This window comes from Lentzea sp. JNUCC 0626, from assembly GCF_043632865.1.
In the GTDB taxonomy this organism is placed as follows: Bacteria; Actinomycetota; Actinomycetes; order Mycobacteriales; family Pseudonocardiaceae; genus Lentzea.
The window spans coordinates 9,274,242-9,295,061 of record NZ_CP171635.1; the positions used below are offsets into that span (position 1 = coordinate 9,274,242).

The following is a 20,820-nucleotide window of genomic DNA, read 5'->3' on the forward strand; positions in this document are numbered from 1 at the left end:
CCCGCGCGACAATGGAGTCGCGCGGGGCGTTCGCCTTTGTCTAGCCTCTGCCGAGTGGCGTGGTCGATCCGGGGAGAGTTCGAGAACCGCGGCTGGGACGACGTCGCGGCGTGGTTCGACGAGCTGGCGCGGAACTCGGACTTCACGCGGTTCCAGCACATGCGCGACATCGTGGAGAGCGTGCGCACCAGTCACGCGGCCGACCGGCTGGGCGTGACCACGTCGATGTTCGACCTCTGCGTCGTGTCGCTGGAGGCGGGGACCTGGTACTACGAGACGATCCGGGTCGCCTCGCCTTCGTCGTTGCTGCCGGTGCGGGACGGGTGCTGCGTGCTGACTTTCGACGGCCGCAAGCGCCGCAGGCAGGCCAGCCACGACTGGCAGGAACATCCGGTGGAGCAGGCCGTGCCCGCGTTCTGGGCGATGGTCGAGGACAGGTTCGGCATCACCCGCTGAACGCGCAGGTGTCCCGATAGGACAGTTCCGGCAGGTGTCGCTGCCATTCGAGCGCGGTGAGCCCGCCCTTCGCGAGTGCGCACGAGGCGTGCAGCAGGTCGCCGGACGTGATCCCCTCCGCGGCGAGGATCATGTTCAGGTCAGCGCGCGTGTCGTCGTTGGGCGCCAACGAATGCGCGGTCAGGCTGAGGCGCAACGCGAGCTGTGGCCACGACTCGCGGAGAAACCGCGCCTCGGCGGTGAGGGAGCGGGCGACGGCCCTGTCGCGTCCGTCGCTGGCCACGCTCCACTGGGCCGCCGCGAGTCCTGCCGCGCCGATCGCCGTCGCGAGGAAGACCGCGAGCCAGCTGATCGTCTGCCTGCGGTCGCGGCGGCGTTGCCGGCGCAGCACCTCGATCCGGCGGCGGCTCACGTCGAGGAACCGGCGGGCGCCGGGGGAGAGGTCGTCGTCGGCCACCAGCGGTGCGACGGCGGCGAACGTGTCCTCGTTGAGCAGCAGGTGATCCGCGCGGTCACCTTCGAGCCACTGCGAGGCGTCCAGTTCGACTGACTGGGCGGCGCGCAGACCGATCTGCCGTTCGTCGATCGCGGTGCGCAGCGGGCGCCACTCGGTGAACAACGCCTCGTGCGCCACGCCGATCCACCGGCCCCGCTGGTCGCCGCTCGCGGTGAGCAGGCGGTGCCGGACGAACACCTCCAGCGCGTCCTGGGCCCAGGAGTCCAGCTGGGCGAGGCTGACGCGTTTGCGGGTCGGCCTGCCGGTGTGGTCGAGGGTGGCGAGGGACGCCAGCCGGGAGAGGAGTTCCTCCTTGTTCGCACGGGTTTCCGCGACGGCGAAGTCGAGCACCTCGTCGGCGTGCCGGGCGAGCGCTCCGTGCACGCCCCCGAGGTGTTCGTACCGTTCGCTCGACAACGTGCCACCGCGAGGCACGCCCATCGCCAGGTGCTGCAACGTGAACGCCAGCAACGGCAGCGCCTCGCCGCTCGCCGTGTCCTCGACCAGCATCGCCACGAGTTCCGGGTGCACCTTGAGCCCGGCCACGCGGGCGGGCCCGGTGATCACGACGTGCAGCACCTCGCGGGCGAGCGGCGCCAGCACGTAGCTGCCGAGGGGCACCCCGCCCAGTTCCGGCAACGTCCGCAGCTCGTCCAGGAACTCCGACCGCAGCGTGGCGATCACCCGCACGTTGTCCGCGATCGCCTCCCGGAGCAGGGACGCGACCTGCTGGCGGTCCTTCTCGGCGGCACGGGTGAAGAGCTCCTCCGCCTGGTCGATGGTGATCAGCAACCGGCGGTCGTCGTCCACCAGCTCGTGGGCCACGCCGCGCAGCCCGTCGAGCACGAGCCGGTCCTTGGTCTCCTGCGCACTCCAGCGCAGGCCGACCCGGCTCGCTGTCTTGCGCACCGAGCGGGCCAGCGCGTCGAGCGGGTCGTTGCCCGGCAGCCACGGCGGCATCACGAGCCAGCGCGGGTCGTCCGCGAGCTGGGCCAGCAGCCCGGCCCGCACGAGCGACGACTTGCCGCAGCCGGACGGCCCGACGACGGCGAGCAGGCCCGGCGCGCGGCGGACCTTGCGGGCCAGCGCGCGGGTCTCGGTGTCGCGGCCGAAGAAGACGGCGCTCAAGGCCGTGCTGAACGCGTCCAGGCCGGGGAACGGCTCCTGGTCCCTGGCGAGCTTGCGGCCGCCCGCGTCGAACTGCCGCAGCGCCTTGCCGAGGTGGCCGCGCGCGGTGGTGTGCGGGATGTGGTTGAGGTGGTTGATCAACGGGTGGATGACGCCGCCGAGCTGCACCGGCAGCAGCAGGCAGCCCAGCGCGTCCGCGATGGCGACCTCGGCGGTGCACCAGCTCGACCTGACCGACGCCTCGCTGACGACGCAGACCACGGCGTCCGCCCGGCGCAGTTCGTGGTGCAGGCGTTCGCGCCAGGCCTCGCCGACCTGGATTCCGTCGTCGGGGTGAACTTCGAGAAACGTCTCGTGGTCGGGGTCGAGCCAGTCGCGGATCTGTGTCGCGATCGCCACATTCTGTGTTGCGTGGCTGATGAAAACCCTCGCCACGACCGCCTCCTTTGGCATTCGGTCACCGATTGTGCAGAGTCGGCAGGGATCGGCGGCCGGTTGTCCACTAATTGGCACATCTACAACGTGGTGATGCCACTCTGCGTGTACGTACCTTTCCGTGAAAACAGAAACACTTTCGGGTGAAACTTCCGTGTGATCCGGGCGAAGTCGGTCTCGTATATCGCGCGGGTTGTCCACTTCGGGCGAAACTGATAGTCGTAGATCAACTCAGTCGGGGGGTGTCGGCATGCGCAGCGTTCTTCTCGCTGTCATCGTCGCGCTCTGCGCCGTGCTCACCCCGGCCGTGTCGACCGCGTCGATCGGTGCCCCGCCACCGAAGTCGAAGACGTCCGCTCCCAAGGAGGAAGCGCCCCGCGAGGAGCGCGAGACGAGCCGCCTGCGTCTGCTGGTGACTTCCGTCGACCGTTCGTCCAAAGTGGCTGCCCCGACGTTCATCACCGTGTTCACGCCGCGCGCTGTTCCCGGTGTTCTCATACTCGAGTCCAACGCCGAACCAATAGTGGTGTGGCGCACACCTCCTGCGTTGCAGGTGTTCCGCAACTGATAGGCCCGCTCTCCCCGGGCCCAACCGAACACCTAATTACCTATCGCAGTGAGGGATTCCCATGGACTTCCATCGCTTTGTTCAGCATGCCCGCGCACACGCCGCTTCGCGTTCGAGTGCGCTCGGCCGCAAGCTCGCCGCAGGTCAGCAACCCACGACGATGTTCATCACGTGCGCGGATTCGCGGATCGTGACGGCCGCCATCACCGGTGCCGAACCCGGTTCGTTGTTCGAGATGCGCACCGCGGGCAACGTCATCCCGCCCTATTCGCTCACCTCGCCTTCCAGCGAGATGGCCACGATCGAGTTCGCCGTGCTCCAGCTCGGCGTGAGCGAGATCGTCGTCTGCGGCCACTCGCACTGCGGTGCGGTGGGCGCGTTGAACGGCGGCGGCATCGACCACCTGCCCGCGATGCGCGGCTGGCTGCGGCCGGGCCAGCCCCGGCAGGCGTCCGGTCCCGCGATGCGCCCCGAGGGCCAGGACCACGTCCGCGCCCAGTTGGAGGTCCTGCTGGCGTACCCGTTCGTGGCGGAGAAGGTCGCCGCCGGGTCGTTGCGCGTCCACGGCTGGTTCTACGACATCGAGACCGGCGAGGTCTCCGCGTGTGCCGAGCACGCCTTCCTTCCGCTGTAGGGGTCTCGACGTGATGAAGAAGTACTGGACCGACCTCGGCGCGTCGGTCGTCGTGTTCCTCGTGGCGTTGCCGCTGTGCGTCGGTGTGGCGGTGGCGTCCGGGGTGCCGGCCGAACTCGGCATCGTGACCGGAGTGGTCGGCGGCCTCGTCGTCGGCCTGCTGCCGGGCAGTTCGATGCAGGTGAGCGGACCGGCCGCCGGTTTGACGGTGCTGGTGGCGGATGCCGTCAGCCGGCACGGGATCGCGGCGCTGGGCGTGATCGTCCTCGGCGCGGGGCTGTTGCAGGTCGCGCTGGGCTTATTGAGGTGCGGGCGGTGGTTCCGCGCGATCTCGCCGTCCGTCGTGCAGGGCATGCTGGCGGGCATCGGCCTCGTGCTGATCGTCGGTCAGCTCAAGCACCTGGTGGTCTCGCCCGTCGCGTTGGCGCTGGGCCTGCTCACCGTGCTGATCATGCTGCTGTGGCAGCGCACCCCGATGAAGGTGGTGCCGGGCATCCTCGTGGGCGTGGTGGTCTGCACCGCGATCGCGGCGGTGTTCGCGTCACCGGTGGACCGCATCAACGTGGGAACGCTCTCCACGGACGTGCACCTGCCGGACTTCTCGTTGCTCAGCACGGGAGTCATCGGCACGGCGGTGGTGTTCGCCCTCGTCGCCTCGGCCGAGTCGATGTTCAGCGCGGCCGCGGTCGACCGCATGCACACCGGGCCGCGCACGCAGTACAACAAGGAACTGGTCGCGCAGGGCCTCGGCAACACGATCTGCGGTCTGCTGGGCGCGTTGCCCATGACGGCCGTGATCGTGCGCAGCGCGGCCAACGTCAACGCCGGTGCCCGGACGAAGGCGTCACGGGTGCTGCACGGCGTGTGGCTGCTGCTGTTCGTGGTGCTGCTGCCGGGGTTGCTGACGCTGATCCCGGTGGCCGTGCTGGCGGCGGTGCTGGTGCACGCGGGCTGGAAACTGCTCGGCCTGCGTGAAGTGCTCTCGTTGTGGCGCACGGACAAGGCCGAGGGTTTCGTCTTCGTCCTGACCGCGGGTCTCATCGTGGGCACCGACCTGCTGACCGGCACCGTGGCCGGCTTGCTGGCAGCGGTGATCAAGACCGCCTGGGACGTGTCCCGGCTTCAGGTCACCGTGACGCCGGAGGGGGTGGCGTTGCGCGGCAACGCGACGTTCCTGCGGCTGCCCGTGCTGCTGGACGAGCTCGACCGGGTGGATCGGGAGCACGTCCGGATGGACCTGAGCGGGGTCAGGCACCTCGACCAGGCCTGCGGGCAGGCGATCGACCAGTGGGTGGACCAGTCGCGGCGGGCCGGCAAGACCGTCGACCTGGTCGGCAGATAGCAGAAAGCGCCGCGACCGTGGGGGTCGCGGTCGCGGCGCCTTCTCATTCAGTTGGTCATTAGTTCGTGAACTGGCCGCGGACGGCGCCACCGGGGAACGGTCCCGTGTGGATGTTCGAGTAGAAGTCCTTGGGGGACTTGCGCAGCGCGTCCAGCGTGGCCTTGTCGGCCTTGGTGGAACCCGAGACCGCGAAGATGCCGTTCGGGACGGCCGTGCCGAAGAACGTGATCTTGACGTCACCGTTCACGCCCTTGGCGCCCTGGTGGACGTGGCCGAGGGTCGGCGCGTCGATGTTCACCCACGCCAGCGAGAAGTCGACACCGGTCGTGGTGGGCTGCACGAACGTGATGGCCTGGCCGTCCGGGTCGCCGACCTTCGGGCCGTTCGCCACGGGAACCTCGTTGCGGCCGTTGGAGAACGCGCGCAGCTTGCCGCCCTTGATGATGTCGAGCGGGTTGATCTGCCTGTTCAGCGGCTTGAGCTGGCCGCGGACCGCGCCACCGGGCTTCTCGGTGCTGTGCAGGTTCACGTAGAACCCGGCCGGGTTCCTGCGGATGTCGTCGGCGAGCTTCGCGTCGACCACGGTCTGCCCGGCGGCCGCGTTCAGCGTCTCCGGCATCGGCGTGGTGAACAGGTTGACCTTGACCGCGCCGTTCTGACCGGCCGCGCCCTGGTGGATGTGGCCCAGGGTGAGCTGGGAGGTCTTCTGCCACTGCACGGCGAATGTCACGCGGTCGCCGCGGACCTCGACCAGGGCCTTCGCCGAGGCGTCGTTGTCACCGACGGCGGGACCACCGGCCGTCGGGACCTCCTGGCGGCCGTCGAGGTCGGCGGAGAAGAACAGGGGCTTGCCGGTCGCGGGCTTGACCGGGGGCTGGTTCTGCACCGGGGTCTCGCCGGTCGCGGGCGGGGGAGTGCCGTGCGCGCCGTGGTCCTGACCGCCGTGTTCCTGGCCCGCGCCACCCGACTTCGTGGCGGTCGGCTGCTGGGCCGAACCACCCGCGTCGATGGTGAGGGTGTTGCCGTCGGCCGTGAAGTTCTCGAACGCCGAGCCGCCGTTCTTCACGACCACGCGGACCTCGACCTTGCCGGCGCCGGGCTTCACGGTGAACGTGCGCGACTCGCCCTTCTTCGTGCTGTCGAGGCAACGACCTTCCAGCTGGTCGGCGGCGCAGAACGACGCCTCGTAGCCGACCGTGTTGGTGATCTTGACCGTGACCTCGCCCTGGGCGGCGGACGCCGGGGTGGCGACACCGAGGCCGAGTCCGGCCGAAAGAAGGCATGCGGCAGCGACAGTTTTGGTGACAGACATGGGATTGGGCTCCAAGGCTCCACGAGTGGGAGTCGGGGGGTCTGGCGGACCCGACATGACCAACACGGACCACGATCGGATTCGGTTCAAGAATATTTCAGCTGAACCCAACGGCGTCTCACTACGTGTCATCGTCGGAACAGGACACACCCCGCTAGGAGACGAAGATGCGTGCACGTATGGGAATTCTGCTGCTGCCCGCCCTGCTCGCCGGGCTCGCCGCGTGTGGAACCGAAGCGCCGCAACAGGGTGCGCAGCAGGAGGTTCCCGTGAAGGCCGAGGTGAAGATCGCGCAGTCCGAGCTCGGCCCGATCCTCGTCGACCAGACGGGACGGACGCTCTACGCGTTCACCAAGGACAAGGACAAGTCCAGCGCGTGCGACGCCGACTGCATCGCGGTGTGGCCGGCCCTCACCGCGGAGTCCACTGTGGACGCCAAGGACGGTGCCGACACGAAGCTCGTCACCAGGATCGACGAGAGCGAGCAGGCCGTCTACGGCGAGTGGCCGCTGTACTACTACGTGGGTGACCAGGTCGCCGGCGACGTGAACGGCCAGGGTGTCGACGACGAGTGGTTCGCCGTCGCCGCGGACGGGAAACTCGTCAAGAAGAGCTGATGAACACTGGGCCGTTCGGGTGTATGCGGCTAACGGCTCCGTGGGAGATGTCGACCCTGCAGATGAACCAGTAGGGGGCGACACATGACCAGCGCAGGGTTTGACCCGAAGTTCCTCGGCACCGAGGCCGGGATTCCCGTCCTGACCGAGTCGGGAGCGGCCGACGCGGTCGAGCTCGAAGGCTCGACCACGATCGACTACACGCACTTCTCGCTCGCGATGAGCCAGTCCCGCAAGTTCGCGAGCTGGGTCGCGTGGAACATCGACGGCGGCGAGATGAAGGCGTTGAGCCGCAGCAACATCCCGTTCGTCAAGGACCCGCGGGTACCGGCGAAGTTCCAGACCGGCGACGAGCTGTACCGCGACAACAGGCTCGACCGCGGCCACCTCGCCCGCCGCGCCGACCTGTGCTGGGGCCCCAAGGCCGAGGCGCAGAAGGCGAACCGGGACTCGTTCTTCTTCACGAACATCACGCCGCAGATGGACGACTTCAACCAGAGCGCCCGCGAGGGACTCTGGGGCAGGCTCGAGGACGCGGTGCTCGCCGACGTCGACGTCGACAACCTCAAGGTCAGCGTCTACGGCGGGCCTGTCTTCAACGCCGACGACAGGCTGTTCCGCGGCGTTGCGATCCCGCGCGAGTTCTACAAGGCGATCACGTTCGTGGTGGACGGCGAGCTGCGGTGCAGCGCGTTCCTGCTGACCCAGAACATCGTCCTGGCCGAGGCCCTGGACCTGGACGAGTTCCGGGTGTTCCAGGTGTCGCTGACCGAGTTGGAGAAGCGGGTCAGCTTCACCTTCCCGGCCGAGCTGCACGCGGCGGACACGGTGTCGGTGCAGCTGCTCGACGAGTCGGAGAGGCAGCCGCTCGGCAGCCTCGCCGACATCCAGTGGTGAGTCAGGTGGTGACGGTCAGGCCGGGCAGCGCCTGACGCAGTTCTTCCAGCTGTGCCAAGGATTCGGGCTGGTGCACGACCAGGTGCTCCAGTCCCGGCAGCACGCGCAGGTCGTCGGCAGCGGGCAGTCCGAACACCTCCAGCGTGCGGATGGTCGGCCACCGCTCCAGCCCCGCCAGCGGGTAGGGCGGGCGGTGGTCGATCGCCAGTTCGCGCAGCCTCGGCAGTGCGGGCAACGCGCTGAGGCCCTCGTCGGTAGCCGAGTCGCGGATCTGCAACCGCCGCAGCGCGCCGCCCTCCAGTGACGCGAGGTCGACGCGGCTGAAGTGCAGGTGCAGCTCGTCGAGGTCCTTCACCGGTGCCAGGTCGATCCGGCCGAGCGGACGGCAGCGGCTCAGGTGCAGTTCCTTCAACGAACGCGAGCCGGCCAACGGCGTCAGGTCGCACATCACCTCGTTCTGCCACAGCTCCAGCCGGTGCAGTGACGGCATGGCGCCCAACGGGTCCAGCGGGTTGATGTTGCCGATGCACCGCACGTACCGCAGCTTCTCCAGGTGCATGATGAACTGGATCCGGTGCCAGCCGCGGACGTCCACCCTGCGGTCGCCGAAGTCCACTTTGGATAGCACGGACCGCGCGTACTGCTCCGCGTCCGGGGTGTTGCGCCACGCCCGCAGCAGTTCGTCGATGACCATGGCGTGGTCGACCGCGACGAACTCCGCGATCCGTTCCCACGCGCCCTCGCCGCCGATGTTCGCGAGCGTCCGCACGACGTAGGCGGCCTCGTCGGTGGCCTCCGGTCCGGGCAGCAGGTCGACCACGAACGAGCCGGCCTCGGACAGCGCGTCGGCGTGCGCGAAGCTCTTCGGCGGGATCAGCGCGGCCGCTGCGGCCGTGACCTGGGCGCGAGCGGACTCGGGTTCGATCACGTCGGCCTGGTCGAGGCACGCCAGGGCGAGCAGCCGCAGCTTGTCGCGGCCGCGTTCGTCCTTGCGCGTGTCGTCGTTGCCCGCCAGCAGGTCCATCAGCACGCGGGCCCGTTCGCGCGGCCGGGCGTGCGCGACCGCCATCACCACGACGTCGTGCCACTCGTCCAGATGTGCCCTGTCCACCAACAGGTTCAGGTCACCCGCGTCCACGACCTCCTTGGCCGCCAGGTAGTCCCGGAACGTCCGGTGCACGAACTGCACGCGTTCGCCCGACACCTCGCGCAGCAGCCCGGCTCGTTCGAGCAGGCGTTGCATGGCGTCGGCCGGGTCGGTCTCGTGCGAGCGCAACCCGCGCATCGCGTTGCCGAGCCGGTGCACGGCCTCCTCGCGCGGCACCATCAGTTCCCGGTTGCGCACCAGCGAGTACGCGAACCGTTGCAGCAGAACGAGTTGTTCCTCCTTGGAGAACGACGGCAGCGCGAGCCCCCTGTCCTCGTCCCAGCGCACCAGCAGCAGGTCCAGCGCCGCCTCGTAGAGCGACCGCCGATCGCGCGGCAGGTGCATGTTGCGGTCCTGGTGCAACGCGCACAGCAGGCCCGCCAGCAGCGGGCTCGACGCGAGCCGCCGCAGGTCCGGCCGTTTCGCGAGGGTCGCGACCAGCCTGGCCTCGCAGTCGGTGAGCCACACCCGTGCGTCGCGGGTCAGCCCCGGTTCGTCGCGGGCCGCGGTGTGCCAGGCCTCCACGAAGTCCCGCACGCCCTTGTCGCTCAACGCCAACAGGTCGAACGCCGCGAACCCGGCGTCCTCCAGCCAGTCCTCCGGCACGGCGGCGGGCCGCGTCGTGATCGCGTACCGGGCGTCCGGATAGGCCGTGACCAGCTTCTCCAGCCACTGCCGCGCCTCGGCCCTGCGTTCGGACACCAGCTCGTCCACGCCGTCGACGAGGACGAGCGCGCGCCCCTCCTTGAGCCGCGCGGTGACCCAGCCTGCTGGCTTCTCCTCCTCGATCATCGAGGCGGTCGACGAGATGAACTCCTCCGGCTTCGGCAGCGCCGTGTACTGCCGCAGCGGCACGAAGAACGGCACCAGCCCCAGCCACTCGTTGCCCGACGTCCTGGTCTGGCCGAGGGCGTTCATGGCGAGCCAGCGCAGGAACGTCGTCTTGCCCGCGCCCGCACCGCCCCTGATCAGCACCCTCGGGGTGTCCGCGAGCGCCGCGGCCACCGGCAGTCCGGCGCCGGTCAGCTCGTCGGTGTCGCCGACCCGCGCGACCGCCAGCGACACGTACGAGGTGTCGAACGACTGCCGGCGCGGTGCCCGGCCCCGCGACACCCCGAACAGCTCCAGCCCGCCCAGCGCGTGCGCGACCTGGTCGGCGTAGCGGTCCTCGAAGTCGCGGTGTGCTGTCGTGAGTGCCAGTTGTTGCTGGTCAGCGAGCCGTGCCACGGCGTCGGCGGTCGCCCGGCCCATCCGGAACATCTCCACCGCGAGCCGGCGCGCGTACTCCGGCTGCGACCACACGAGCTCCACGACCGCGACGCAGACCCGCAGCAGCAACGCGTCGTACACGGCCGTCGCCTGCTCGGACAGTCCCGCTGCCCGGCGGATGCGGTCGGACTTCGACAACACGTGGGCCCGCAACGACTCGGGCGTCAGCATGATCCGCAACGCCTCGTCGGGCCGCAGCGGGAGGGAGGCCTCGATCGACTCGCGCACCGCGTCCACGGCGGCCTGCCACTCGTGCTGCTCGACGGCGCTGAGCTCGCCGCGCGCCAGTTCCGCGCTGACCCGCTCGACCAGCGGGCCCGGCCTGGTCAGCTCACGTTGGCGCTTCTTGTCCCTGGCGCCCTTGTGCACGACGTCGAAGAGACCGAGGAGCACCCGCTCCAGCACGGTCTCCAGCACCATCAGCAGGCCGGCGGAAAACGGATCAGCCACCACTCCAGTATCGGCACGTGATCAGGTGGTGCCGCAGGACTTCACCAGCTGTTCATCCGGGATGGCCGACCAGGGCCGGTTCACTCGGGGAGGGCGACCTTGCGGACGTGGCCGATCTCGAAGTCCCTGCTCGTGCCGTCGGCGAGGTCCGCGCTGACCACGCCTTCGAGGTGTTTGGTCGGCACGATCACGTGCGTCTCGGTGTTGCGCGGCCCCGTCGCGTACTTGATCTCGACGTGACTGCCGTCGACCAGTGCCGACGACAGCAGCACGACCTCCTCGTCGCGCAGGAAGACGTTCTGGTCGCGCAGCATCCGCGCCGCCGTGGCCCTGGGCGAACCCCGCCCCGCGCTCGGCCGTTCCTGCTCGACCAGCCGGACCGCGAGCTGCGTCAGCTCCAGGTCGTCCATCTCGGTCCGCCAGCGATCGGGCTTGCGTTCGCCCCGCGCGTGCGCCCGCTTGCGTTCGACGGCCTCCACAATGGACTGTTCGCCCGCGTCGAGTCCTGTCGGCGCGTATCCGCAGCGGCGCAACGCGGTGAGCGTCTCGGCCATCGGCTGGGCCGAGGCCAGCACGGTCGGCGCGAGGAACCGCAGCTTCAGCGACGCGAGCCGCTTCGACTTCACGATCTCCTGCAGCAGCACCGGATCGGTGGCCCGCACGCAGCTCGCCACGTCCGTCACCGTCAGATGCCCGTGTCGCCGCGCCACGTCCTGGATCTGGTACTCGATCACCTGCGGCAGCGCGGCCTCGGACACCGCCGCGAGTTTCTGCAGCACCTCGTCAGCGGACAGTCCCGTGTCGAGCGCGCGTCGCACCGACCCGGCCGACATCCGCCACACCCGTGCGGCGTCGTTGTCCTCCAGGTCCGCCACCAGGTTCAGCGTCGCGCTCAGCTCCGGCGACGGCAGGCCGTTCACCACCGCCGTCATGTCCGTCTGGAACGCCGCCTTCTCCGTCGCCGGCGGCATCAACTCGCTCGCGGCGGCCTCGACGTCACCGCCGTCCCGCACCGCCACTCCTAACGGCGTGAGCGCACCCCCGGCCACGATGCCCAGCGATTCCAGTTCGCCGATCACCGCCGCTGTCGCACGGTGATCGTGCACCGCAGGCCGTTCCCACGAGAGATCCGCGACCAGTTCGCTGGTGTGGGTGAACGCCTCGTCAGCTTGGAAGCGCTCCAACGTGCTGCGCCGCAACAGGAGTCCGGCCGCCCCGGTGTAGTCGCGCAACGCGGCCCGCGCCTGGTCCGGTTCCGGCCGCCAGTCCATCCGCTGCCACGCGTGGACCAGCGCCGCGAGCCGCGGCCCCGGCTGCGAGTCGAGCCACGCGTCCCCGCGCTTGGTGGGCAGCAACCGCCCCCGTTCGACCCCGACGAGCTGGGCCTCCGCCGCGAGCTCCAGCCACAACCGCAACACGCCGTCCGAGACCCGCAACGCCCGCGCCACCCGGCGGATCTCCACGGTCGCCACACCGCCGGTGTACCGGGCGTCGAAGTTGTCCTGCTCGCAGTGCGCCAGCAGCCGCGCCACACCGTCCACAGTGGACATGACGGGCACGATCGGCGACACCGCGGACGCCTTGCGCTTGGTGGGTGCCTTGGGCCGCAACGTCAACTTCCCCTGCGCGGCCCCGGTCGTGCGCACCGAGTTGATCGCCGCCAGCCGAGACCCCTCCGGCCACGCCAGCGCACGCTGCTTGAGCTCGCCGAACGCCCGCTCGAAGTCACCGACGGAGCACCGCAGTTCGGCGCAGACCGTGTCGATGGTGCCGGAGTTCCCCTGCGCCACGATCGCTCCGAGCACGTCGAGCGCGCCCTGGTCCAGCGTGTCCTCCCCGGCGTGCACCGAATCGGAGTCGGTCAGCTGCGTGGCGAGGTCCTTCAACGTCCGGATGTAGCGGTCGGCGACATCGCGGCGGTACAGCAGGATCGCGGCCACCTCGTCCGGCTCGAGTTGGAGGAGCCAGGTCGCGAGCGCGTTGATACGGCGTGGCATTCATCGGATTATGGCCTGATTGTGTGCGCTCAAACGAATTTTCACCGGCATGGGCGATCCGCGGGTCACGAGTTCGGAGGGTTGACAGCTTCCACGCGTTGTGCGGTCCGCAGGCCTGAAGCCATCAGTCGAATGGGTGTTCGATAGGATGGGCTCGTGCAAGTCCGCTATCGCTACCGGATTGAACCCGACTTGGTTCAGAGGCAAGTGCTTGCACGGACGTTCGGATGTGCTCGGGTCGTCTTCAACGACGTCATCCGTTGTCAGGACGACGCGCTCCGCGCCGGGGAGAGGTTGTCTCCGTCCGAGGTGCAGCGAAGGGTGATCACGGAGGCCAAGGGCTCCGCGCAACGGGAGTGGTTGGCCGAGGTCGCCAGTGTCGCGCTGGTGCAGTCGGTGCGCGATGCCCACCGGGCTTACCGGAATTTCTTCGACTCGGTGAAGGGCAAGCGCGGCGGCAGAAAGGCCGGTAGGCCGAGATTCAAGTCGCGCAAGGACACGCGTCAGTCGTTTCGGCTGACGCGCAACGGGTTCTCGATTCGACCCAACGGCCGGCTGTACCTGGCGAAGGCCGGTGAGGTGAGGGTGCGCTGGTCGCGAGATCTGCCGTCTGAACCGACTTCGGTCACGATCATCCGAGATCCCGACGACCACTTCTACGCGAGTTTCGTGGTCGAAGTTCAGCAACGACAGCTGCCCGTGGTCGAGCGGGAAGCCGGTGTCGACCTCGGAATCACCACGTTCGCGACCGTTGCCGACAGCCGCGGTGGGCATTGGGGTGTGAGCAACCCGAGACATCTCGCGCACAAGCGGCGCAAACTTGCGCGTCTGGAGCGGGAGAAGTTTCGCAGAGGCAAGGGGACCGCGAACCGGGCCAAGACCAGGCTGAAGATCGCCGTGCGGCACGGCAAGATCGCGCGTGCTAGAAAAGACTTCCATCACAAGCTGGCCCTCGAGTTGATCCGCGAGAACCAAGCGGTCTACCTGGAGAACCTGAACGTCCTGGGGATGTTCAGGAACCGCCGGATGGCGAAGGCCATCTCCGATGCGGGGTGGGGACAGTTCGTCCGGATCGTGGAGGAGAAGGCCGAGCGGCACGGCCGTTCAGTGGTGAAGGTCTCTCGCTGGTTGCCGTCCAGCAAGTTGTGCTCGGGGTGCGGCCATGTGATGGACGGAATGCCGCTGAAGATAAGGGCCTGGCGTTGTCCGATGTGCTGTGAAGTGCATGATCGGGACGTCAACGCTGCCAAGAACATCCTCGCCGCAGGGCTTGCGGAGAGGCAAAACGCCGGTGGAGCCCGGGTAAGTCCTTCTGATGTGGAGGTGCAGGGCGATGAAGCAGGAAGCACTCCCGGCGCGGCGTAGCCGTGCGGGAAGTCCGGACGTTCAGTCCGGGGAGCAGGTCAAGTTCAGCGGTTTCGGCGAGTACGCCATTGACTTCTACGACGGTCTGGTCCTGGACAACTCGAAGGCGTACTGGGACGACCACAAGGAGACCTACCTGCGCGACGTGCGCGCCCCGATGGAGGCGCTGCTGCTGGCGCTGGACCAGGAGTTCGGCGAGGGCAAGGTCTTCCGCCCGTACCGCGACGTGCGGTTCGCCAAGGACAAGACCCCGTACAAGGACCACTGCGGCGGCGTCGTCGAGAAGGGACGCGGCGGCGGCGCGTACTACGTGCAGATCAGCCCGGAAGGGATCATGGTCGGCGGCGGCTCGTTCCACATGCAGTCCGACCAGCTCGCCCGCTACCGCGCCTCGGTGGACGCGCACGGGATCCTGCTGCGCAAGATCGTGGACAAGCTCGTCCGGCAGGGGTGGACGGTCGCGGGGGACGTGATGAAGTCGAAGCCCCGCGGGTTCGCCGACGACCACCCGCACCTCGACCTGCTCAAGCACCGGTCGATCTACGTGCGCAAGGTGTGGGAGCCGGACGACGTGCTGCACGAGCCGGGGTGCCTGGACCGGGTGCGCAAGGCTTGGAGGCAGCTCAAGGATTTCAACGCGTGGTGCGAGGACCACGTCGGCTTGACCCTTCCCCGCTGAAGCGGGGATTTCTGGCTCACGCTGCCTGACCGTCCGGCGGACGGTCAGGTCTTGTGCGATCGGCACCAGCCGGGACGAGACCTGCCCGGTTGAGCATGACGTGTGCGGAGTTCACGTCGCGAGGTTGAGCGTTTCCGCAGGTGTCGCAGGTGTAGATACGTTGACTGAGCGGCAGCGCGTGCTTGTTTCTCGCTCCGCATCGCGCGCAGTCCATGGTCGTGTGGTGCGGATGCACGAGGCGCAGGTCCCGTCCGTGCTTGGCCGCCATCGTGATCAGCTCGCGCTTCGTTGCGCCGATCGAGGCGTCCGCTGCCTTGCGGGCCATCGTGGACTTCGCCATGAACTGAGGCTTGAAGTCCTCGACGGCGATCTGGTCGAAGTCCGTCACCACCCGTTTTGCCCACTTGCGGGCAGTGTCCTGTCGTTGCCGGGCTACCTTCTTCTGGGCTTTGGCGGCTTGGAGCCGGGCTCGCCGGTACCCGTTCGAGGCGGGTTTGCCCTTCGCCGGTCTTCTCCGAGCCATCTGGCGTTGGTACCGAGTCAGCCGTGCGGAAGCGCATTTGCCGTACTGGGGATGAGGCAGGTCGTGCTCAGGACTGGTGGTGGTGGCAAGTCGGCGTATGCCCCAGTCAACACCTATTGCGCGGCAGGTCGGAGGCAAGGGGTGGAGTCGGGCGGCCAGCACGAACGACGCGTACCAGTGACCGAGGCTGTCCTGGAAGATTCGTACGGAAGTAGGACTTTCCGGAAGCTCGCGCGACCACACTGGTCGCACGGATATGCCACCTGCCAGGCACAACTGCTGTTGGGTGAGGCGAAACCCGCGTCTGGTGTAGTTCAGCGTCGGCCGTGTACCGCGCTTCTTCCGGTACTTCGGCATTCCCGTGCGGCGGTGGGGCGGGAGTCCGGCTTTGAGGTCTTTCAGGGCTTTTGCTCGCGCCTGGCCGAAGTCGCGAATCGTTTGTTGCTGAGCCACGCTGCTGCCGTTCCGCAGCCAGGCCGCGCGGCCTCGTGCTTCGGTCAGCATCTTGTCCAGCTCTGCTGGACCACACGTTCGTTTGCGCAGATCAGCTGTCTCGCGCTGGTTGTGGATGTGGGTCTCTCGGGACTTGGCGACGCATTCGTTCCAGACCCACCTGCACCGACCCCATTCCGCCATCAACAGCGTCTCCGCGTGCTTTGGCACGCGCAGACGGTAGGTGTAGCGGAGGTGGTCCACGTAGGCAGCGTAGAACAAGTGTTTGATGTCAAAAGGGGTGCTGCTGCTCGCGCGGTCAGGTCTCGCGGCGAAGTTCTCGTCCTGCTCGCCAGGACGAGAACTTGGTGAAGGTCAGCCAGCCGAGGCCGATGCCGAGCACGTCCACCAGGGCGTCCAGCACGTCGCCGGATCGGTGCAACGGCGTGATCAGCTGCTGGAGCACCTCCGAAAGGCCTGCGTAGAGCACCAGCCACAGCAAAACGCGAGGAATCTTCGCGTATAGGCCGGTGAACGCGAGCAGGGCGAACAGCAGCGTGTGGACCACCTTGTCCGTACCAGGTGGCGAGCTCGGCACACCTGACTCGGGGGTGAACAACACGACGACGCTGGGCAACGCCGCGATCACAAATGGCAGCACTCGACCCATTGTCAGAACATTACCGAGGAGTAGTTCGGGATCGGTCCAGGAACGGGGTCTACTCTCTCTAGACGTGAGTCGACGCGCAAAGATCGTCTGTACCCTCGGTCCCGCCACTGGCACGCCGGACAAGGTCCGCGACCTGGTAGCGGCCGGTATGGACGTGGCCAGGATGAACTTCAGCCACGGCAGCCATGCCGACCACAAGCAGGTTTACGACATGGTCCGCGCGGCAGCCGACGAGTCGGGCCGCGCCGTGGGCATCCTCGCCGACCTCCAGGGCCCCAAGATCCGGCTCGGCCGGTTCGCCGCGGGCCCTGTCGACTGGAACACCGGCGACGTTGTCCGCGTGACCGTCGAAGACGTCGAGGGCACGCATGACCGCGTGTCCACGACGTACAAGGAGCTCGCGAAGGACGCCAAGGTCGGCGACCGCCTGCTCGTGGACGACGGCAAGGTCGGCCTCGTGGTCATCGACGTCGAAGGTTCCGACGTCGTCTGCGAGGTCACCGAAGGCGGACCCGTCAGCAACAACAAGGGCCTCTCGCTGCCCGGCATGGACGTCTCCGTGCCGGCGCTGTCGGAGAAGGACATCGAGGACCTGGAGTTCGCGCTCTCGCTCGGCGTGGACTTCATCGCCCTGTCGTTCGTCCGCTCCCCGGCCGACATCGACCTGGTCCACCAGATCATGGACCGCAACGGCAGCAAGCGCCTCCCGGTGATCGCGAAGATCGAGAAGCCGGAGGCCGTGGACAACCTCGAGGCCATCGTCCTCGCCTTCGACGGCGTCATGGTCGCCCGCGGTGACCTGGGCGTCGAGCTGCCGCTCGAGCACGTCCCGCTCGTGCAGAAGCGGGCGATCCAGATCGCCCGCGAGAACGCCAAGCCGGTCATCGTCGCGACCCAGATGCTCGACTCGATGATCACGAACTCCCGCCCGACCCGCGCCGAGACGTCCGACGTCGCGAACGCGGTGCTCGACGGCGCGGACGCCCTGATGCTGTCCGGCGAGACCTCGGTCGGTCGGTACGCCATCGAGTCCGTGCAGACCATGGGCCGCATCATCGAGGCCGTCGAGACCGAGTCGGTCGTCGTGCCGCCGCTGACGCACGTCCCGCGCACCAAGCGCGGCGTGATCTCGTACGCGGCCCGCGACATCGGTGAGCGCCTCAACGCCAAGGCCCTGGTCGCGTTCACGCAGTCCGGCGACACCGTCCGTCGCCTGGCGCGGCTGCACACGCACCTGCCGCTGCTGGCGTTCACGCCGGAGCCCGCGGTGCGCTCGCAGCTCGCGCTGACGTGGGGCACCGAGACGTTCCTGGTGCCGCGCGTCGAGTCCACCGACGAGATGGTCCGCCAGGTCGACGTGGCCATGATCGAAATCGGCCGTTACCAGGCCGGTGACCTCATGGTGGTCGTCGCCGGATCGCCTCCTGGCACCATTGGGTCGACGAACCTCATCCGGGTGCACCGGCTGGGGGAGGACGACCACGCGTAGGAGTTTGTCGTGACCGAGGCCGCCCGAGCCGCCGCAACCTCGCCTTCGGGCCTGAGCGGACAGTCCGCAGTGGACGACCTGGTCGCGCTGCTCGACCTGGAACGCATCGAGGAGAACATCTTCCGAGGCGTCTCGCCCGCCGAATCGCCAGTGCGCGTGTTCGGCGGGCAGGTGGCGGGCCAGGCCCTGGTGGCCGCCGGTCGCACGGTCCCGGTGGAACGGCGGGTGCACTCGCTGCACTCGTACTTCATCAGGCCGGGCGACCCCCGCGTGCCGATCGTGTACGAGGTGGACCGCATTCGCGACGGCCGCTCGTTCACCACCCGCCGCGTCGTGGCCGTGCAGCACGGCAAGGCGATCTTCACGTTGTCGGCCTCCTTCCAACTGGAGGAGCAGGGCAACGAGCACGCGTCCGCGATGCCCTCCGTGCCCGACCCGGAGACGCTGCCGACGTGGCGCGAGGCGACCGCGGACTTCCCCTTGATGAACGCCAAGTTCCCGCGGCCGATCGACGTCCGGTACGTGTCCGAGCCGCCGTGGGAGTCCCGTGAGGACGGTCCGGGTGAGGCGGCGTCACGGGTGTGGATGAAGGCCGACGGCAAGCTGCCGGACGACCCGATGCTGCACCTCTGCATCATGACCTACGCCTCGGACATGACGTTGCTGGACGGGGTGCTGGCCAAGCACGGTGTCTACTGGGGACTGGACAAGGTGCTCGGCGCTTCTCTGGACCACGCGATGTGGTTCCACCGGCCGTTCCGGGCCGACGAGTGGTTGTTGTACGACACCGCTTCGCCGTCCGCCTCCGGGAATCGGGGGCTGGCCACCGGGCAGTTCTTCACCAGGGACGGGGCCTTGGTGGCGACTGTGGTGCAGGAAGGGCTGATCCGGGTGATCAAGCCGTCCGAGTGATGGCGTGGAGGATCTCCAAGTAGGAAGCTGGTGGCGGAAGGGACTCCATCGGGCCGGAGAAGGGTGATCCCATGACCGCTGAAGCGTGGCCGGATCACCTGGTGAGCCTTGGTGAGTGGGACGCGATGCCAGAGGACAAGAACCTCGAACTCCTGGACGGAGTCCTGCACGTGGTCGCCTCTGGTGTACCCGCACATCAGAAAGCCCAAAGCAGGCTGGCCTATTGGCTCGACGAACAACTTCCGCAGAGCTTGGTCTCCTACCAAGACGTCGACGTGGTGATCGACAACTCGAACCGGCCCACCGTGCGCAGGCCGGATGTCGTCGTGGTGATGGCGGCGGCTGACCGCAACCCCAGGCGTTCGACGCGGAGGACGTGGTCCTCGCGGTGGAGATCATGTCTCCAGGCTCCGAGCGCGATGATCGCGTCACCAAGCCCATGCAGTACGCCAAAGCGGGAATCGCGCACTACTGGTTGGTCGAACTGGATGACCCGATCAGCCTGACGGCTTTCGAGCTCGACGCGCTGATTCGCCGTCGCTAGACACTCCGGCGCCGACGGGTCGGACGCAGGTTCGCGGGCGGCGTCAACGCGCGCGTCTCGACGCGTTCCAGCACCACCGAAGAAGTCAGGTTCCGCACCTCCGTCCGCACCGCGATCTTGTCCATCAGGAACGCCTGCAGGTGCGTCGAGTCGGCCACCGCGATGTGGATCAGGAAGTCGGCCTGCCCGGACACGTGGAAGATCGACCGCGTCTCCGGCTGCGCCATCACGAACGCCCGGAAACCGGCCACCACGGGCCGGGTGTGAGGTCGCACGTTCACCGAGATCACCGCCTCCAGCGGCAGCCCGGTCGTGGCCGGGTCGACCACGGCGTGGCACCCGGTGATCACGCCGAGATCGCGAAGCCGCCGCACCCGTTGCAGGCACGACGAAGGTGCCAGCCCCACGATCTCGGCCAGCGACCGGTTCGGGAGGGTGGCGTCGTTCTGCAACTCCTCCAGGATGTGCCAGTCGACCGAATCCAGTTCGGCTTGTTCGCGCATAACCGAACATCGTACTGAGCTGCTGGAATCCGCACGAACGAACGACAGACGATCTCAACCATGCACATCGCGTGGACGTCGTTCCTGCTGGCACTCGTGGTGATCACGGTCGTGCCCGGTCCGGACTTCGTGTTGGTCATGGGGAACGCGGTCCGGAGCTTCAAGAAGGGCGTCGAGGCCGCGCTCGGCGTGCTCACCGGGCTGGTGATCCACGGCACGCTGGCGACGGTCGGGTTGTCGGCGCTCGTGGCGGCCGCGCCGACGGCGTTGTTCGTCATCAAGGCGGTCGGCGCGGTGTACCTGGCCTACGTCGGGTTCATGACGCTCAAATCAGCCAGCAAGCCGATCGAGGAACAGCCGCAGCAGAAGAACGTGTTCCTGCGCGGCATGTTGTGCGACCTGTTGAACCCCAAGGTGATGCTCACGTTCCTGAGCCTCATCCCGCAGGCGATGGACCCGCACGCGGCGCCGTTGCCCCAGGCGGCGCTGCTGAGTGCGGTGACGGTCGGCGTGTTCGCCGTGTTCTGGGTGATCGTGGTGCCGAGTGCGCGTCAATTGGGCAGACTGCTGAGCAAGCCCAAGACCCGCGCGCACTTCGAACGGGTCTGTGGGACCGCTCTCATCGGGTTGGCCGCGTCAGTTCTCGCTACCTGAGTCCCACGTGACGGACAGCTCGTCACGCGTGCCGAACCGGACCAGGTGCCGTTCCACGACATCGCGAAGACGAGCCACGTCCTCCTCCGACGTGCACGCGACACGCAAGATCAACGCGTCGTCGGCGGCCTCGAACTCGGCCAGGCCGAACGAGAAGCGCACGAAACCGCGGGTGTCCTCCCAGGACCCTTCCACGTCCTTCGCAGTGAAGTGCTTCACCAGCTGTGAGCCGTACCTGGAGGCACGGCCGGTCGCCGAGCGTCCCACGCTCGTGAATTCCGTCATGCAGCCAACTTACGCC

The 20,820-nt window shown here is 68.1% G+C and carries 19 protein-coding genes and 1 pseudogene; 12 read left to right on the forward strand and 8 right to left on the reverse strand.

Features of this window, described 5'->3' with window-relative positions; genetic code table 11:
* Positions 1 to 54 precede the first annotated feature (54 nt).
* Positions 55 to 456: a hypothetical protein gene (locus JNUCC0626_RS43565; RefSeq protein WP_394616468.1), complete on the forward strand. Its 402-nt coding sequence runs from the start codon at positions 55 to 57 to the stop codon at positions 454 to 456.
* On the opposite strand, the gene JNUCC0626_RS43570 is transcribed toward JNUCC0626_RS43565, so the two are convergent.
* Positions 446 to 2,515, reverse strand: coding sequence for a TIR domain-containing protein (locus JNUCC0626_RS43570; protein WP_394616469.1), 2,070 nt, complete (start codon positions 2,513 to 2,515; stop codon positions 446 to 448). The genes JNUCC0626_RS43565 and JNUCC0626_RS43570 overlap by 11 nt on opposite strands.
* 250 nt (positions 2,516 to 2,765) lie before the next feature.
* Here JNUCC0626_RS43570 and JNUCC0626_RS43575 point away from each other — a divergent pair, with 250 nt between their 5' ends.
* The 3 genes from JNUCC0626_RS43575 to JNUCC0626_RS43585 all read left to right on the forward strand — a co-directional run bounded on the left by JNUCC0626_RS43575 (position 2,766) and on the right by JNUCC0626_RS43585 (position 5,059).
* Complete coding sequence (locus JNUCC0626_RS43575; RefSeq protein ID WP_394616470.1) at positions 2,766 to 3,083, forward strand: hypothetical protein; 318 nt, start codon at positions 2,766 to 2,768, stop codon at positions 3,081 to 3,083.
* A 61-nt stretch (positions 3,084 to 3,144) separates the two neighbouring features.
* Complete coding sequence (locus JNUCC0626_RS43580) at positions 3,145 to 3,717, forward strand: carbonic anhydrase (RefSeq protein WP_394616471.1); 573 nt, start codon at positions 3,145 to 3,147, stop codon at positions 3,715 to 3,717.
* A 13-nt stretch (positions 3,718 to 3,730) separates the two neighbouring features.
* Positions 3,731 to 5,059 carry a SulP family inorganic anion transporter gene (locus JNUCC0626_RS43585; RefSeq protein ID WP_394622234.1) on the forward strand — a complete coding sequence of 443 codons (1,329 nt, stop codon included), beginning with the start codon at positions 3,731 to 3,733 and terminating at the stop codon, positions 5,057 to 5,059.
* A gap of 58 nt (positions 5,060 to 5,117) precedes the next feature.
* Here the strand turns inward: JNUCC0626_RS43585 and JNUCC0626_RS43590 are convergent, their stop codons facing one another.
* The gene (locus tag JNUCC0626_RS43590; RefSeq protein WP_394616472.1) at positions 5,118 to 6,371 is read right to left on the reverse strand and encodes a CHRD domain-containing protein; all 1,254 of its coding nucleotides are present in this window, start codon (positions 6,369 to 6,371) and stop codon (positions 5,118 to 5,120) included.
* A 167-nt stretch (positions 6,372 to 6,538) separates the two neighbouring features.
* Here JNUCC0626_RS43590 and JNUCC0626_RS43595 point away from each other — a divergent pair, with 167 nt between their 5' ends.
* Together JNUCC0626_RS43595 and JNUCC0626_RS43600 are read left to right on the forward strand one after the other, a co-directional pair.
* Positions 6,539 to 6,988, forward strand: coding sequence for a COG4315 family predicted lipoprotein (locus tag JNUCC0626_RS43595; protein ID WP_394616473.1), 450 nt, complete (start codon positions 6,539 to 6,541; stop codon positions 6,986 to 6,988).
* Between the two features lie 84 nt (positions 6,989 to 7,072).
* The gene (locus JNUCC0626_RS43600; RefSeq protein ID WP_394616474.1) at positions 7,073 to 7,885 is read left to right on the forward strand and encodes a DNA/RNA non-specific endonuclease; all 813 of its coding nucleotides are present in this window, start codon (positions 7,073 to 7,075) and stop codon (positions 7,883 to 7,885) included.
* Between the two features lies 1 nt (position 7,886).
* On the opposite strand, the gene JNUCC0626_RS43605 is transcribed toward JNUCC0626_RS43600, so the two are convergent.
* The gene (locus JNUCC0626_RS43605; protein WP_394616475.1) at positions 7,887 to 10,751 is read right to left on the reverse strand and encodes an NACHT domain-containing protein; all 2,865 of its coding nucleotides are present in this window, start codon (positions 10,749 to 10,751) and stop codon (positions 7,887 to 7,889) included.
* Positions 10,752 to 10,831: 80 nt separating this feature from the next.
* Positions 10,832 to 12,748, reverse strand: coding sequence for a helicase-associated domain-containing protein (locus JNUCC0626_RS43610; protein ID WP_394616476.1), 1,917 nt, complete (start codon positions 12,746 to 12,748; stop codon positions 10,832 to 10,834).
* A 156-nt stretch (positions 12,749 to 12,904) separates the two neighbouring features.
* Here JNUCC0626_RS43610 and JNUCC0626_RS43615 point away from each other — a divergent pair, with 156 nt between their 5' ends.
* Together JNUCC0626_RS43615 and JNUCC0626_RS43620 are read left to right on the forward strand one after the other, a co-directional pair.
* Positions 12,905 to 14,113, forward strand: a complete 1,209-nt coding sequence (locus tag JNUCC0626_RS43615) for an RNA-guided endonuclease InsQ/TnpB family protein (RefSeq protein WP_394616477.1) — start codon at positions 12,905 to 12,907, stop codon at positions 14,111 to 14,113.
* The gene (locus JNUCC0626_RS43620; RefSeq protein ID WP_394616478.1) at positions 14,082 to 14,792 is read left to right on the forward strand and encodes a DUF2461 domain-containing protein; all 711 of its coding nucleotides are present in this window, start codon (positions 14,082 to 14,084) and stop codon (positions 14,790 to 14,792) included. The genes JNUCC0626_RS43615 and JNUCC0626_RS43620 overlap by 32 nt, the downstream gene beginning before the upstream one ends.
* Positions 14,793 to 14,808: 16 nt before the next feature.
* On the opposite strand, the gene JNUCC0626_RS43625 is transcribed toward JNUCC0626_RS43620, so the two are convergent.
* Both JNUCC0626_RS43625 and JNUCC0626_RS43630 read right to left on the reverse strand, forming a co-directional pair.
* Positions 14,809 to 16,011: an RNA-guided endonuclease InsQ/TnpB family protein gene (locus JNUCC0626_RS43625; RefSeq protein WP_394616479.1), complete on the reverse strand. Its 1,203-nt coding sequence runs from the start codon at positions 16,009 to 16,011 to the stop codon at positions 14,809 to 14,811.
* 55 nt (positions 16,012 to 16,066) lie between these two features.
* Entirely contained in the window at positions 16,067 to 16,417 is a 351-nt protein-coding gene (locus JNUCC0626_RS43630; RefSeq protein WP_394616480.1) for a VanZ family protein, read from the reverse strand.
* A 64-nt stretch (positions 16,418 to 16,481) separates the two neighbouring features.
* On the opposite strand from JNUCC0626_RS43630, the gene pyk reads away from it, so the two are divergent.
* The 3 genes and pseudogenes from pyk to JNUCC0626_RS43645 all read left to right on the forward strand — a co-directional run bounded on the left by pyk (position 16,482) and on the right by JNUCC0626_RS43645 (position 19,362).
* Positions 16,482 to 17,906 carry a pyruvate kinase gene (gene pyk, locus JNUCC0626_RS43635; RefSeq protein ID WP_394616481.1) on the forward strand — a complete coding sequence of 475 codons (1,425 nt, stop codon included), beginning with the start codon at positions 16,482 to 16,484 and terminating at the stop codon, positions 17,904 to 17,906.
* 9 nt (positions 17,907 to 17,915) lie between these two features.
* The gene (tesB, locus tag JNUCC0626_RS43640) at positions 17,916 to 18,818 is read left to right on the forward strand and encodes an acyl-CoA thioesterase II (RefSeq protein WP_394616482.1); all 903 of its coding nucleotides are present in this window, start codon (positions 17,916 to 17,918) and stop codon (positions 18,816 to 18,818) included.
* 125 nt (positions 18,819 to 18,943) lie between these two features.
* A pseudogene (locus tag JNUCC0626_RS43645) lies at positions 18,944 to 19,362 on the forward strand (Uma2 family endonuclease).
* Here the strand turns inward: JNUCC0626_RS43645 and JNUCC0626_RS43650 are convergent.
* On the reverse strand, positions 19,359 to 19,865 hold the full coding sequence (locus JNUCC0626_RS43650; RefSeq protein WP_394616483.1) for an Lrp/AsnC family transcriptional regulator: 507 nt from the start codon (positions 19,863 to 19,865) through the stop codon (positions 19,359 to 19,361). The pseudogene JNUCC0626_RS43645 and the gene JNUCC0626_RS43650 overlap by 4 nt on opposite strands.
* Before the next feature lie 60 nt (positions 19,866 to 19,925).
* On the opposite strand from JNUCC0626_RS43650, the gene JNUCC0626_RS43655 reads away from it, so the two are divergent.
* Complete coding sequence (locus JNUCC0626_RS43655) at positions 19,926 to 20,519, forward strand: LysE family translocator (RefSeq protein ID WP_394616484.1); 594 nt, start codon at positions 19,926 to 19,928, stop codon at positions 20,517 to 20,519.
* Here JNUCC0626_RS43655 and JNUCC0626_RS43660 read toward each other — a convergent pair.
* Positions 20,502 to 20,804: a DUF2218 domain-containing protein gene (locus tag JNUCC0626_RS43660; RefSeq protein WP_394616485.1), complete on the reverse strand. Its 303-nt coding sequence runs from the start codon at positions 20,802 to 20,804 to the stop codon at positions 20,502 to 20,504. The genes JNUCC0626_RS43655 and JNUCC0626_RS43660 overlap by 18 nt on opposite strands.
* Between the last annotated feature and the right edge of the window lie 16 nt (positions 20,805 to 20,820).

Coding starts and splice junctions, on each gene's coding strand:
- JNUCC0626_RS43575 (WP_394616470.1), top strand. CDS start 2,766: ATGCGCAGCGTTCTTCTCGCTGTCATCGTCGCGCTCTGCGCCGTGCTC.
- JNUCC0626_RS43580 (WP_394616471.1), top strand. CDS start 3,145: ATGGACTTCCATCGCTTTGTTCAGCATGCCCGCGCACACGCCGCTTCG.
- JNUCC0626_RS43585 (WP_394622234.1), top strand. CDS start 3,731: ATGAAGAAGTACTGGACCGACCTCGGCGCGTCGGTCGTCGTGTTCCTC.
- JNUCC0626_RS43590 (WP_394616472.1), bottom strand. CDS start 6,371: ATGTCTGTCACCAAAACTGTCGCTGCCGCATGCCTTCTTTCGGCCGGA.
- JNUCC0626_RS43595 (WP_394616473.1), top strand. CDS start 6,539: ATGCGTGCACGTATGGGAATTCTGCTGCTGCCCGCCCTGCTCGCCGGG.
- JNUCC0626_RS43600 (WP_394616474.1), top strand. CDS start 7,073: ATGACCAGCGCAGGGTTTGACCCGAAGTTCCTCGGCACCGAGGCCGGG.
- JNUCC0626_RS43610 (WP_394616476.1), bottom strand. CDS start 12,748: ATGCCACGCCGTATCAACGCGCTCGCGACCTGGCTCCTCCAACTCGAG.
- JNUCC0626_RS43620 (WP_394616478.1), top strand. CDS start 14,082: ATGAAGCAGGAAGCACTCCCGGCGCGGCGTAGCCGTGCGGGAAGTCCG.
- JNUCC0626_RS43630 (WP_394616480.1), bottom strand. CDS start 16,417: ATGGGTCGAGTGCTGCCATTTGTGATCGCGGCGTTGCCCAGCGTCGTC.
- JNUCC0626_RS43650 (WP_394616483.1), bottom strand. CDS start 19,865: ATGCGCGAACAAGCCGAACTGGATTCGGTCGACTGGCACATCCTGGAG.
- JNUCC0626_RS43655 (WP_394616484.1), top strand. CDS start 19,926: ATGCACATCGCGTGGACGTCGTTCCTGCTGGCACTCGTGGTGATCACG.
- JNUCC0626_RS43660 (WP_394616485.1), bottom strand. CDS start 20,804: ATGACGGAATTCACGAGCGTGGGACGCTCGGCGACCGGCCGTGCCTCC.